This window comes from Pararhizobium sp. IMCC3301, from assembly GCF_030758315.1.
Classification (GTDB): domain Bacteria; phylum Pseudomonadota; class Alphaproteobacteria; order Rhizobiales.
In genome coordinates this window covers 2,716,511-2,729,095 of sequence record NZ_CP132336.1, presented here as the reverse complement: position 1 = coordinate 2,729,095, position 12,585 = coordinate 2,716,511, and the positions used below count along the sequence as shown (strand labels likewise).

11 protein-coding genes are annotated in these 12,585 nt (G+C 60.3%); 1 reads left to right on the top strand and 10 read right to left on the bottom strand.

What is annotated here, in order from left to right; genetic code table 11:
* Positions 1 to 49 precede the first annotated feature (49 nt).
* Positions 50 to 1,510: a sulfatase gene (locus tag RAL88_RS13205; RefSeq protein WP_306264059.1), complete on the top strand. Its 1,461-nt coding sequence runs from the start codon at positions 50 to 52 to the stop codon at positions 1,508 to 1,510.
* A 16-nt stretch (positions 1,511 to 1,526) separates the two neighbouring features.
* Here RAL88_RS13205 and RAL88_RS13200 read toward each other — a convergent pair whose 3' ends face one another.
* From RAL88_RS13200 to RAL88_RS13155, 10 genes are all read right to left on the bottom strand, one after another.
* Positions 1,527 to 2,954, bottom strand: coding sequence for a mandelate racemase (locus RAL88_RS13200; RefSeq protein WP_306264058.1), 1,428 nt, complete (start codon positions 2,952 to 2,954; stop codon positions 1,527 to 1,529).
* Complete coding sequence (locus tag RAL88_RS13195) at positions 2,951 to 3,796, bottom strand: sugar phosphate isomerase/epimerase (RefSeq protein WP_306264057.1); 846 nt, start codon at positions 3,794 to 3,796, stop codon at positions 2,951 to 2,953. The genes RAL88_RS13200 and RAL88_RS13195 overlap by 4 nt, the downstream gene beginning before the upstream one ends.
* Entirely contained in the window at positions 3,793 to 5,322 is a 1,530-nt protein-coding gene (locus RAL88_RS13190) for a tripartite tricarboxylate transporter permease (protein WP_306264056.1), read from the bottom strand. The genes RAL88_RS13195 and RAL88_RS13190 overlap by 4 nt, the downstream gene beginning before the upstream one ends.
* On the bottom strand, positions 5,319 to 5,885 hold the full coding sequence (locus RAL88_RS13185) for a tripartite tricarboxylate transporter TctB family protein (protein WP_306264055.1): 567 nt from the start codon (positions 5,883 to 5,885) through the stop codon (positions 5,319 to 5,321). Before RAL88_RS13185 ends, RAL88_RS13190 begins: the two co-directional genes overlap by 4 nt.
* Positions 5,886 to 5,969: 84 nt before the next feature.
* Complete coding sequence (locus tag RAL88_RS13180) at positions 5,970 to 6,989, bottom strand: tripartite tricarboxylate transporter substrate binding protein (protein WP_306264054.1); 1,020 nt, start codon at positions 6,987 to 6,989, stop codon at positions 5,970 to 5,972.
* A gap of 138 nt (positions 6,990 to 7,127) precedes the next feature.
* Positions 7,128 to 8,189 (bottom strand): dihydrodipicolinate synthase family protein, encoded by a 1,062-nt coding sequence (locus tag RAL88_RS13175; RefSeq protein WP_306264053.1) that lies wholly within the window; start codon positions 8,187 to 8,189, stop codon positions 7,128 to 7,130.
* Between the two features lie 4 nt (positions 8,190 to 8,193).
* On the bottom strand, positions 8,194 to 9,264 hold the full coding sequence (locus RAL88_RS13170) for an NAD(P)-dependent oxidoreductase (protein ID WP_306264052.1): 1,071 nt from the start codon (positions 9,262 to 9,264) through the stop codon (positions 8,194 to 8,196).
* A gap of 9 nt (positions 9,265 to 9,273) precedes the next feature.
* Positions 9,274 to 10,122 carry a sugar phosphate isomerase/epimerase gene (locus RAL88_RS13165; protein ID WP_306264051.1) on the bottom strand — a complete coding sequence of 283 codons (849 nt, stop codon included), beginning with the start codon at positions 10,120 to 10,122 and terminating at the stop codon, positions 9,274 to 9,276.
* A complete protein-coding gene (locus tag RAL88_RS13160; RefSeq protein WP_306264049.1) occupies positions 10,119 to 11,285 on the bottom strand; it encodes a dihydrodipicolinate synthase family protein in 1,167 nt (388 codons plus the stop codon). The genes RAL88_RS13165 and RAL88_RS13160 overlap by 4 nt, the downstream gene beginning before the upstream one ends.
* Positions 11,282 to 12,451 carry a Gfo/Idh/MocA family protein gene (locus tag RAL88_RS13155; RefSeq protein WP_306264047.1) on the bottom strand — a complete coding sequence of 390 codons (1,170 nt, stop codon included), beginning with the start codon at positions 12,449 to 12,451 and terminating at the stop codon, positions 11,282 to 11,284. The genes RAL88_RS13160 and RAL88_RS13155 overlap by 4 nt, the downstream gene beginning before the upstream one ends.
* Positions 12,452 to 12,585: the final 134 nt, after the last annotated feature.

The window sequence follows — 12,585 nt, the reverse complement described above, 5'->3', positions numbered from 1 at the left end:
CTTTCTGCTGCGCTGGCGACCAAAACCTTCGACCTGCGGGACCTGTCCTATGGCAACAAAAGAGAAACCGAATATTCTGTGGTTCTGCACCGATCAACAGAGATTCGATACAATTGCCGCTCTTGGTAACGAGCATATTTCCACGCCGAACCTTGACCGGCTTTGCGCCTCCGGGACCGCGTTTACAAGGGCCTATTGCCAGGCGCCGATCTGCACACCCAGCCGGTCGAGTTTTCTGACCGGCATGTATCCCTCGACGATTGGTGCCAGCCGCAACGGAAACGCCTATTTTGCTGACCGGTTTCCGCTGTTGCCAAAAATTCTGGCCGATGCAGGATATCGCTGCGGCAATGTCGGCAAGCTGCATCTGGCGTCGGCCTTCAAAGGCGTTGAACCGCGTGTCGAAGATGGTTACAGCGAGTTTTACTACAGCCATGCGCCGCGCGATGCATGGAAAGAAGGTCATGATTATGCTGACTGGGTGAAACAGAAGGGCGGCAATCTGGCCGAACTCAGCATGGATATTGACGGGGTGCCGGCCGAGTTTCACCAGTCGACCTGGGCGGCAGAGCGCAGCATAGAATTTGCCGCGCGCAAAGATCCGCGCCCCTGGTTCTTAAGCGTCAATGTCTATGATCCGCATCCGCCGTTCAATCCTCCCAAACAGTATCGCGAGATGTTCCCGCCGCAATCGCTACCCGGTCCACACTATATTCCTGAAGATCTGGAACAGCAGAAATATCTCGAAACTATCGATTTTCAGTCACATGCGCAGCACCCGGATGCGCTGGATATTCCCAACCCGGTCCTGCCGGTCGATCCTGCGCCGGACCCGGATAATCCGGGGGCCGAAACTGCGGGCGAGCGCGACGCGCAAACCCTGATCAGCGCCTATTATGCGATGATCCGGTTGATTGATGATCAGTTGGGCCGCATACTGGATGCGCTGGAAGACAGCGGCCAGGCGGAAAACACGATCGTGGTATTCACCTCCGATCATGGCGAAACGCTGGGCGATCACGGCCTCATTCTCAAAGGCTGCCGCTTCTATGAGGGGCTGGTGCGGGTGCCGATGATCTGGAGCTGGCCCGGCCATATCGAGGCCAATGTGGTGCGCGATGATCTGGTTGAACTGACCGATATTGCGCCCACCCTGCTGGACCTTGCCGGACTGGAACCGATGGAGCGCATGCAGGGCCTGTCGCTGCGCTCAACCCTTGCCAATGGCGCAACCGTTGAGCGCAGCGGTGTTCGCTGCGAATTCTACGACGCGCTCGATCTGCCGCATCACAGCCGGGCCACCATGTGGCGCACCGAGCGCTACAAGCTTGTGGTCTATCACGGCACCGGCAAGGGCGAGCTGTTTGATCTGGATGCCGATCCGTGGGAGCATGACAATCTCTGGCTCGATCCGGATCACGCGGAAATCCGCCAGGCACTGCTCGCCGAAAGCTTCGACCACACCGTTGCCGCTATCGATCCCGGCCCGCCACGCACCGGGTCTTTTTAAGGGGAGAACAGACGTTTCAGATTGGCTGACTGACCGCGCTCAATTCATCCCAATCCGGATACGCCGCAACTGCCAGACCGGGCCCGTGCAGTGATTTCAGCGATACGGAGCCATTCTCGATCTTCAGCCGTACCCGTCCGTCCGCACCGGTGGCGTAAAGATCGCCATGGGCCTTGGCAAATCGCTGTTGCTCTGCCAGCGGCGCGTCGCCGAAACCGTGGACATAATGGTGGCCGTTGCGCTCCACATGAGTGGCACCGGTCAGCGCTGCCAGGGCAAAATCCTGTTGCACGGAAATGCCGGGCTGGGTGGTCAGATCCTCGGCGATGATGAAGTAATCGCCGCCGCTGCCGGCCGCATTCCACTGGCGTGCGCGCACCGCATTGAGAATGGCACGGTAAAAGCCCTTGCAGGATTTCGACGAGATGCCGCGATAGCCAAAGGCGCGGGCCACTGGGAAGACGCCGACATGGCTTTCGGATTCATCAATCGCGACAGCTTTGCGGGCGGCGATGGCGTGGACCGGCTGCTCCAACGCCTGTGCCCGTGCAATGGGTTGCTCCAGATAGAGCGTTGAGGCCCATAACCGGGCCAGCGCAGGCACGCTTTCGACCGCATCAATCCAGTCAACCACGGCTGCTGCATCGGCAAACTGCTCGTTTCCATCGAGGCTGACGCGGTAATCTGCTGTGCTGCGGTCGAGCAATTCGGCAATTTGGCCAAGGCGCTCAATGTCGGCGCTGGTATCGCCGCCGACCTTCAGTTTGAAATAGCGATGGCCGTAGCGGGCAATGACGGCTTCCAGGCTTTCCGGCAATCCATCATCAACCCGGCTGGTCAGCTCAGCCTCGGTAATCGCATCTGCCATGCCGACCGTATGGCGCACATCAATCCGTTCGGGCGCGGGCAGCGCACGCAAATGCGCTGCGATGTCGGTTCCGTACAAATCCGGCGTGGTGGCAGCATCAATGCCCGGCAGATTGCTCTGAACCGCCTGAAAAATCGACTGGCCCTGCGACCGGCAAAGCGCGTCGAGCACTGCGCGGTCCATCAAAGCCGTGCCATATGAAGCAATCAGCCCGTTAAGATTGTTGCGGGTGCAGGCGGCATAATGAGCCGCCTGCAGGCCCGCGTGCAAGGCAAAGGCGGAGGAGAAACGCCCTGCCTCTTGGTAGAGGTCTGCAGCAATTCGCATCGAGGTGCGCAACTGCTCGAAATTGTCCTCATTGGACAGATCCGGGTTCTTGTCGAACCATTTCGGTGCCAGCAATTCGGCCGAAACTCCGATTTCCTCGCCGGTTCCGCAGGCAATACGAGCGCGCACGAAAAGTTGCGGCGTCTCCCGCAGCGTCACTGCGCCGAACTTGAATGGCAGCCGCAGGGTGACGGGCCGTTCAAACAGTTCAACTTCGCGCACTTCGACGGCAGGACTATTCTGGCTCATTGGGTCCGTCCGGATGTGGCGGCCTGCTCCAGCGCTCGGATGGTGCCGATAGCACGGGCGGCGGCGGCCGGCCCGTCCGGCACGTAATCGAACGGTTCAACGCCGATCCAGCCATCATATTCCAGTTCGGTCAAACGCTGCACAATCGGCAGGAAATCCAGCTTCCCCTGACCCGGACCGCGCAGATTGGGATCGTTGAAATGGACATGACGGATCAGGCCGGTGGGCAGATGCCGGGACAGCAGCTCGGGGATCGGCGCTGTCTCCGCCTGCGCTGCCGAGCAGCAGTCGATCATGGCGGAAAAATGCGCATTGCCGACAGCGCCGACAATGGCAGCGGCCTCATCAAGCGTATTGACATAAGCGGTCTGGGCCGATGACAGAGGCTCCAGCAGATAATTCACGCCGGCCTTGCTTGCCGCATCTGCCGCAAGGCGGAAATGATCAAGGGCGCGAGCGCGGGCAGCTGCTTCATCATCGTCTGGCAGAACACGCTGGGCCGGAGATCCGTGGATCAGATAGGCACCGCCCAGTGTCGCGCACATTGTGACCAGCGCTTCGATGGTGTCCCGTGTGCGCTGCTTTATGTCTGCAGCGGCATCGGTGATCGACAAGCCGTCCGGTGCAACCAGCAGCCAGTGAAGTCCGGAGACTTCAATTCCTTCTGCCTCGACGGTCTTGCGAATGCGCAACAATGCCGCCTCATTCAGCGCGCGCGGCCCATTTTTGTTGAGCGTAAAGGGCGCGATTTCGAGACCGTCATAACCCAGCGCCGCTGCGAAGGCAGCCTGTCTGCCGATCTCCCAATCGCGGATCACCTCGTTGCAAAGCGCAATCTTCATGATGTTTTTCCTGTCAGGCGTGCGCGCAACGAAGCCGCCATGGCGGCGACACGTCGACGCAGCGCAGGAACTGCGCCAAGCAGCATCAGCAGGCAGGCAAGCGCCAGAAACGCCGAGATGGGCCGGGTGATGAAAGCGACAAAGTCACCATCCGAGAGGGTCATTCCACGGCGGAAGCTCTTGTCCAGAAGATCGCCCAGCACGATGCCAAGCACCAGCGGTGCCATCGGATAGTTCATCTCGCGCAGTGCAAATCCCAAAATACCAAAGGCCAGCATGACCTGAATGTCGAAAACCCGGCCAGCGATGGCAAACGAGCCGATTGTGCAGAGCGTGAAGATGATCGGCATCAGGTAAGCGCGCGGCACTGCCAGCACCAACAGCAGCGGACGGGTGAGCAGCAATCCGATGATGAGCATGGCAATCATCGCCATTGCGACCATCGCCACGACCTGGAATACGAAGGCGGGAGACTCGATCATGATCATCGGCCCGGGGCGGATGCCGTGAATGAACATCGCGGCCAGCAGCACGGCAGCGGGCGCGGAGCCGGGCACGGCCAGTGTCAGCACCGGTATGATGGCTCCGGGCACGGCAGCGTTATTACCGGTTTCAGCGGCCATCAGACCGTCGAGCGAGCCCTTGCCGAAGGTTTCCTTGACCTTGCTGGCGCGCTTGGCGGCGGCATAGGACATCCACGCGCCCATATCCTCGCCGACACCCGGCAACAGCCCCATGAAAGTACCGATCAGACCCGAGCGGACAATGGTCCGCTTATAACGCCAGACATCGCTGAGGCGCGGCAGGATCCGGTCCGATGCGTCGCGCACGGACTGGAAGCCCCGCGCTTTCATGACAGTCAGGATTTCGGCAAAACCGAACGCGCCGACAAGGGCCGGTAGAAGGCCGATGCCTCCGGCCAGATCTGACGAGCCGTATGAGAACCGCTGGTAGGACTGAATGCCTTCCTGCCCAATCATTGCAACGAACAGTCCGAGGAATCCGGCGATCCAGCCTTTCAGCGAATCTCCTGTCGTCGTGATCTGGCCGGAAATCAGGACCCCGAACAGCGCCAGCCAGAAAAACTCGTAAGAGCCGAAGGACAGGGCAAAATCGCCCAGAACCGGCGCGACAAGCGCCAGTGCCAGCATGCCGATGACACCGCCGGCGAAGGAGCCCGCCGTGGCGATGCCCATCGCCTGCCCGGCCTTGCCTGCCCGCGCCAGGGGAAAGCCGTCCAGCGCTGTCGCCGCATTGGCCGGTGTTCCGGGAATGTTCAGCAGGATCGCGGACCGCGAGCCGCCATAAATTGCGCCGACATACATGCAGATCAGAATGAGGATGGCCTGGGTTCCGTCCATACGGAACGTCAGTGTGGTCAGCAGAGCAATGCCGAGCGTCGCCGTGAGACCGGGCAGAGAACCGACAATAATGCCGAGAAATGTTGCCCAGGCCACATTGAACAGCGTCATCGGACTGGTCAGGAATGCCACCATTGCATCGGCGAAAAAGCCCAGCCCGGTCACGGCAGACGCACGTAAAAGACGTCTTCAAAGACGGTGGTGATGCCCCAGGCTGCAACTGCCGAAATGACAAATGCCAGGGCGGCGCGCTTCGCCAGAGCCCGGCCGGTAAGCGACTTGCCTTCGACCCGGCGATCTTCGCGGTCAAACAGCATGATAAAACTGAAGAGAAACAGAAATGCGGCGAGAACGAACGGAATGAGTCCCACTGCCACATAGGCGAACCCGATACACAGCAGCAGTGTAATCAGTAGACGCCGAACCGTGCCCGGTTCACGTGGTGGCGGTGCCAGGCCGATGGCCTGGCGGGCGCGCAGGAACAGGAATGCACCCATCGTGGTGAGGGAGAGACCGATCATGCCGGGAACGACACCGGGTGCGGACCAGATACTGGAACCAAATTCCTCCATGCGCGGCATCCGCCAGGATTCGAAAGCGATGAGCAGACCGAAGATGACAAAGAATATGCCGGTCCAGGCATCTGCTCTTGTAGGTTGCTGGGCATTATCAGGCGATTCTTCCGCGACCGTCGTGCCATTGTTGTCGATCATGCCATTGTCGATCATGTCGCCGAAACATCTCCCGCTGCAATGAAACCGGCCCCGGCGGATAATGCCTATCCGTCGGGGCGTTCTGTCTGTCTGCCAATCTTATTCCGGCCGAGTAATACCTACACTAGCAGGATCGACCTTGGCCTTGCCGCCATCAAACAACAGATATGCATTGTTCTGAATGGCAGGCAGCACGCGCTTCTGCGCGTCGTCACCGTAAAATGGTGCGAAGACCGCGCCGCGATTGGCGGCATAGTCCTTGAGCGCCTGGCTGTTGGCAATATCACCAGCCCAGACCTTGTCGAGCGCGGCCACCACTTCGGCAGGAGCGGTTTTCGGCACGAAGATGCCGAAATAGTTCGGTGCAATCGGGACATCTTTGACGAAATCGGTGATCGGCGGAATCTCGCCATAGCCTTCCAGTATCAGTGGCTCCGCATTGAGCACTGCAAGGGGACGGATTCTCTTGGCGCGGATCATTTCGGCCTGTTCCACGGCAAGTTGTGTTGTCGCCATGGTTTCGCCCGATACAGTGGCAATGACGGCCGGATTACCACCATCATAAGTGACATGTTTGTAGTCGCCACCTGCAGCCTTCTTGATCGCTTCAATGGCATTGTGGCCACCTGAGTTGAGCCCGGCTGTGGCCACTGTCACAGACTGTGGATCGTCCTTCATGGCCTGCAGCATGTCGTCCATGGTCTGATACGGCGAATCCGCATTGACGCCGATGACGGCAACATTGGCAACGTCGAGATACAGGTTCCAGTCCTCGATCGAGGTGTCGAGCATTCCCAGAACCTTGTAGGTGCCAAGATCCTGCGCAGCGCCCGCCGTCCAGGTATAGCCGTCAGGGTCGGAATCCAGCGCACTCTTCGAACCGATTGAACCGGATGCACCGGGCTGGTTTTGAACCACAACGGTTCCGCCAAGAGCTTTTTCCAGCTCGGCTGCAACAATGCGCGTGACTTGGTCGGTGGAGCCGCCCGCTGACCATGGAACGATAATATTGATGGGTTTTTCCGGCGTCCATTCCTGCGCTACCGCAGTGCCGGCGGCTGATACGCCAAGGGCAAAACCAGCCCCCAGAAACAGCCCTGTCAGGGTCTTGATGCTCATGCGAAATGTCCTCCTGTTAAATGACAAGAGCCGGTCTGCGCGTCTTGTCGCACGCAAGTAACCAGCTGGTTATTGCAGAATGAAGCGGTGACCCCGCTGTGTCAAGCGTGCCTTCCGCATAAATGCTCCGGCACCTGTTTAATCATTCAACCAGCGATCCAGATGCAGGGCAACAAAGGAATCATCGGTCAGGTGCGGATAATCTTTAGTAACGCGCGTCAGCTCCTCCGCCTGTCCCGGTGAGAGGCTTTCCTGCGGATCAAGGCACCAGATGCCTTCAAGCAAGCCCTGGCGGCGCAGGATCTCATGGCAGCCGGCGATGACCCCGGCAAAATCATTGGCGACATCAAACACGGCCGCGTTGATATCCGTCATCTGCGCGTCCAGCGCGAGCAGCGCCGCAGGCACATCGGCATCACCGGCCACTGCGGCGCGGCATCTGGCGTGCAGATCGACAGCTGCTTTGGTCCAGACCGACCATTGTCCCAGCAGGCCACCGACAATGCGAATGGTGACGTCCTCGCCATTACGCCTGTGTGCAAAAGGCATCAGCAGATCGGCGACAATATGATCATCATTGCCGGTATAGAGCGCGACGCGGTCCTCGGCCTGCGCAGCAATGACGCCGCGCACCACGTCAAGCGTGCGATGGCGGTGAAATGGTGCGATCTTGATGGCCAGGACATTATCGAGGGAAGCGAACCGTCGCCAGAAATCCACCGACAGCGCACGGCCGCCGACGGCCGTTTGCAGATAGAAACCGATGATCGGCATCACTGCGGCAACAGCGCTGCAATGGTCGATCAACTCGCCTTCGCTGGCATCGCGGAAGGGTGCGGGGCTGACCAGGGCTGCGTGATAGCCAAGCGCCGCTGCGGTTTTGGCTTCCGCCACCGCCTGCGCGGTTCTGCCGGCAACACCGGCGATCATGGCAAGCGGGCGGTCGGTCCAGTCGGCGGCGCTTTGCGCGGCCAGTTCCAGCACCGGTTGATAAAGGCCGGCCTCGCGGATTTCAAACTGGGTTGTGTGCACGCCCACAGCCAGGCCGCCACTGCCCGCATCGATATAATAGCGCGATAGCGCCCGCTGCCGCCGCCGGTCAAGCTCGCGGCTGGCATTCAGCGCCAGCGGATGCGCCGGAATTGCCGTGCCGCCAGATATCAACTCACGCACATTGGAGGGAAGGTCGGCGATCTTCATGGTGTCAGTACTTTCCGTCGCGGGCTTCAAAATGGGTCGGCTTGTCAAGGCTCCTGCCACCCTGCAACAGCCAGTCCGCCTGCCAGTCAATCATGTCCTCCAGTGACACCGTCAGCGGGCCGAACGCCTGCATCGATGCGCTGGCATCATTCAGCCAGGCGGTCAGTGCCTCCTCGCCGGTGATCTGCGCCGGCTTGCCGAAACGACTGGCAAAAGCCTCGGCGATGGCGCGCACCCGGACCACTTCGGCACCGGTGACATTGATCGGGCTGGTCGGTGTGGTGGCCAACGCCAGACTGCGCAAGGCACGGGCATTGGCATCGCGTTGCCAGATCACCGTGACATGACCCATCGAGACGTCGACCGGTTCTCCGGCCAGCACTTTTTGGGCGAGATCATGGAGCACACCGTAACGCACATCGATGGCATAATTCAGCCGGAACAGCCGCCCCGGGGTCTGATGCACCACGCTCATATGTTCAAACATTCGCTCTCGCGCAACGCAGGACCAGGCATAATCCCCCGGCGGCGGATTGGGCGCGACCTCCTCTGTCGGGCCGGAGGCCGCATCAACCGGCCAGAACGGATAGACGCATCCGGTCGAAAATGCGACAATGCGCGCCGAAGCATAGCGTTCCGCGACCAGCGCAGGACACAGCGCATTCATCGCCCATGTCAGATGCTCCGCGCCTGACGAGCCGAATTTTCGGCCTGCCATGAACATCACATTGGCCGCCTCCGGCAGGCCGGCCACCGCATCGCGGTCGAGCAGATCGGCTTTGATGGTTTCAATGCCGTCACGCTCCAGTTCGTCGCGCAAACCGGTTTCGGAAAACCGGGCCACGGCGATGACCTTGTGTTCGTCCGCCATGGCGTTGCGGGCGAGACGGGCAAGGCTCGGCCCCATTTTGCCGCCGGCGCCGAGTAAAATCAGATCGCCGGGCACTTTGGCCATGTCGGCACGCAGCGCATCGTCAGGGAGGGCAAGCGCTTTTTCCAGCGCCGCCTCATCGGCAAATGGGCCCCTGCCTACTGTGTTACCAGTCGTATTGCCTGTTGTGATTCCTGGGGGCATGGTTTCCTCCTAAATTGCGCGGTAGCGGGCTATACATGTTTCCAGCACAAGGTCGGCATCACGCTTCCACCAGTTTTCTGCTGAGAAAATCTCGACTTCCTGATGACCGCTGAATCCAGCCTTTTCAATCATGTCGCGAAAGCCCGACAGATCGATAATCCCGTCCCCCATCATGCCGCGATCGAGCAACAGATCTTGGGTCGGCACCAGCCAGTCGCAGATATGATGTGCAAGGATGCGGCCCTCCCGGCCGGCACGGGCGATCTGAGCGGCAAGCTCGGGGTCCCACCAGACATGATAGGCGTCGATGGCGAGGCCCAAATCGCCGCCATTGCCGGGCGCGAGTGTATCGCACATGTCAAGCGCCTGACTGAGCGTGTTGACGCAGCAGCGATCGGCGGCATACATCGGATGCAGCGGTTCGATGGCAAGCGGAACGGCGGCGGCACGGGCATGATCGAGCACTGCGCCGATGCCGTCTGTCACCATCTGCCGCGCACCGGCAATGTCGCGGGAGCCATCCGGCAATCCACCGACCACCAGCACCAAGCAATCCGCGTTGAGACTGGCGGCCTCATCAATGGCGCGCATATTATCGTCAATCGCGGCGCGGCGCCCAGCCGCGTCAGAAGCGGTGAACATGCCGCCCCGGCAGACACCGGTAACCGTAAGATCATGCTCGCGCACCAGGCGCGCCGCCGTGTCGAGGCCGATGGCCGCAATCTGATCGCGCCATGGCGAGATCGCGCTGATGGAGTGGCGCAGACAGGCATCCACCGCTTCGCTCATGTCGCATTGTTCACGGATGGTAGCAAGATTGATCGAAAGGCCGCCGCGTCCGCCCAGCGCCGCGCTCATGCCAGCCCCCTGACAGCAAGAACACGCTGCATGCGCTGCGCCGCGCGCTCCGGATCCAGCAGAATACCGGCCTTGTCAGCCAGCCGGAACAGCTCTGCCAGATGCAAAGTGGAGCGGGCACCTTCCTGGCCGCCAACCATGGTGAAATGGTCCTGCAAGCCGTTGAGATAGGCAATGAACACGACACCGGTTTTGTAAAACCGCGTCGGCGCAGCGAAAATGTGTCGGGACAGGGCAATTGTCGGTGCCAGAATGTTGTGAAAGCGCTGCCTGTCATCATTGCCAAGGGCGGCAAGTGCGGCGGAAGCCGCCGGAGCGATGGCGTCGAAAATGCCCAGCAGCGCATCGGAATAGCCGTGCTCATCCCCGGCGATCAGATCAGGATAATTGAAGTCGTCACCGGTATACATGCGAACGCCTTGGGGAAGCCGGCGCCGCATGGCGATTTCCTTGTCTTTCGACAGCAGCGAAATCTTGATGCCGTCAATTTTCGCGGCATGGGCGGCGAGCACCTCGAGACAGGTATTCATCGCCTCGTCATGATCGGCGGCACCCCAGTAGCCTTCCAGAGCCGGGTCGAACATCTCGCCGAGCCAGTGAATGATCACCGGTTCGCGCACCTGTGACAGCACGCGGTCATAAATACGGACATAATCATCCGGTCCCTTTGCCGCCTGCGCCAGTGCACGTGACGCCATCAGGATGATGCGCCCGCCCTCGCCTTCGACAAAACCGACCTGCTCTTCGTAGGCGCGCAGAATGTGGTCCAGCGTGACATCGGGTCCGGGCTGCAGATGATCCGTACCTGCGCCACACGCGATCAGAGCATTGTCACGGCTGCGGGCAGCGGCCAGCGCGCGTGAAATCAGCTCTTGCGCCTCAGCCCAGCCAAGGCCCATGCCGCGCTGCGCCGTATCCATCGCTTCGGCCACGCCAAGTCCAAGATCCCAGAGATGCTCGCGAAAGGAAATGGTCCGGTCCCAGTCGATCGCAGGCGTGAGGAACGGATCATTATCGGCCAGCGGGTCAGAAACCACATGGGCTGCCGCGTAGGCGATTCTGTTGAATTTCATCGTGCCGGACACCGGAAGCGCCAGCGGCGCGCCCATTGTGTAGCTTTCAGATTTGCCGGACCGTGCCGGAAGGGTCAGCGTTACCGTCATGCGCCAATCTCCGGCACATCAAGCCAGCGGCGCTCGCGCCAGCTTGCCAGACCCAGTTCGGCCAGTTGGACCCCCTTGACGCCTTCCATCAGGCCGTATCGCCAAGGCGCATCCTCAACCACATGGCGGATAAACTGTTCCCACTGAACCCGGAAACCATTGGCATAGGTCTCGTTGTCGGGAACCTTCGACCATGTTTCGTAAAAATCGATGGTCTGCGGCACGTCCGGGCTCCATACCGGTTTCGGTGTGTTGGCGCGGTGCTGGGTCCAGCAGTCGGTCAGCCCGGCCACAGCGGAACCTTCCGTACCATCGACCTGGAAGGTCACGAGATCGTCGCGGCGCACCCGCACCGTCCAGGAAGAATTTATATGTGCGATCACGCCGCCTTCCAGCTCGAAAGTGGCATAGGCGGCATCGTCGGCGTCGGCTTTGTAGGGCTTGCCGTTTTCATCCCAGCGTTCCGGGATGTGCGTCGCGCCCATGCAGGACACAGCGCGCACTTCGCCAAACAGATTGTCGAGCACATAGCGCCAGTGGCACAGCATATCCAGAATGATGCCGCCACCCTGGGCCTGGCGGTAGTTCCACGATGGGCGCTGAGCCGGCAGATTGTCGCCTTCGAAAACCCAGTAGCCGAATTCACCGCGCACCGAGAGAATGCGTCCGAAGAAACCGCTGTCGATCAGCCGCTGCAGCTTGCGCAGACCGGGCAGGAACAGCTTGTCCTGCACCACGCCATGCTTGATTCCCGATGCCTGCGCCAATCGGGCAACGCGCAAAGCGGCCTGCATGTCATCAGCAATCGGCTTTTCGCAATAGACATGTTTGCCAGCAGCAATTGCCTTTTCCAGCAGCCCGAGCCGCATCTGGGTTGTGCCGGCATCAAAGAAAACCGTGTCGCCGGGATTCGCCAATGCCGCATCAAGATCATCCGTGTGGCGCTCAATTCCATGTTCGGCCGCAAGGCGGGCAATCTTGGCGGCATTGCGGCCCACAAGAATCGGGTCCGGCATGACGCGGCTGCCATCCGACAGCACCACGCCGCCATCGGCGCGGATCGCCAGAATCGACCGGATGAGATGTTGGTTGAGGCCCATCCGTCCGGTAACACCATGCATGATGATGCCCAGTTTACGGGGCTCGCTGGTATTGCTGTCTGTCATAATTCCCGCTCCTGACCGGCTCTGCCCCGGTGATAAGTAACCATCTGGTTACAATAGGGGCCAAGAACTACGGGTGTCAAGACGGGAAAAGGCAGACAGAAGTGTCACTTGGAAGTGTCATGCCAAAGTCTCAG

What these genes read in the sequence shown, in the direction of transcription:
- RAL88_RS13205 (WP_306264059.1), top strand. Translation starts at nt 50, where the DNA reads ATGGCAACAAAAGAGAAACCGAATATTCTGTGGTTCTGCACCGATCAA.
- RAL88_RS13200 (WP_306264058.1), bottom strand. Translation starts at nt 2,954, where the DNA reads ATGAGCCAGAATAGTCCTGCCGTCGAAGTGCGCGAAGTTGAACTGTTT.
- RAL88_RS13195 (WP_306264057.1), bottom strand. Translation starts at nt 3,796, where the DNA reads ATGAAGATTGCGCTTTGCAACGAGGTGATCCGCGATTGGGAGATCGGC.
- RAL88_RS13185 (WP_306264055.1), bottom strand. Translation starts at nt 5,885, where the DNA reads ATGATCGACAATGGCATGATCGACAACAATGGCACGACGGTCGCGGAA.
- RAL88_RS13180 (WP_306264054.1), bottom strand. Translation starts at nt 6,989, where the DNA reads ATGAGCATCAAGACCCTGACAGGGCTGTTTCTGGGGGCTGGTTTTGCC.
- RAL88_RS13175 (WP_306264053.1), bottom strand. Translation starts at nt 8,189, where the DNA reads ATGAAGATCGCCGACCTTCCCTCCAATGTGCGTGAGTTGATATCTGGC.
- RAL88_RS13170 (WP_306264052.1), bottom strand. Translation starts at nt 9,264, where the DNA reads ATGCCCCCAGGAATCACAACAGGCAATACGACTGGTAACACAGTAGGC.
- RAL88_RS13165 (WP_306264051.1), bottom strand. Translation starts at nt 10,122, where the DNA reads ATGAGCGCGGCGCTGGGCGGACGCGGCGGCCTTTCGATCAATCTTGCT.
- RAL88_RS13160 (WP_306264049.1), bottom strand. Translation starts at nt 11,285, where the DNA reads ATGACGGTAACGCTGACCCTTCCGGCACGGTCCGGCAAATCTGAAAGC.
- RAL88_RS13155 (WP_306264047.1), bottom strand. Translation starts at nt 12,451, where the DNA reads ATGACAGACAGCAATACCAGCGAGCCCCGTAAACTGGGCATCATCATG.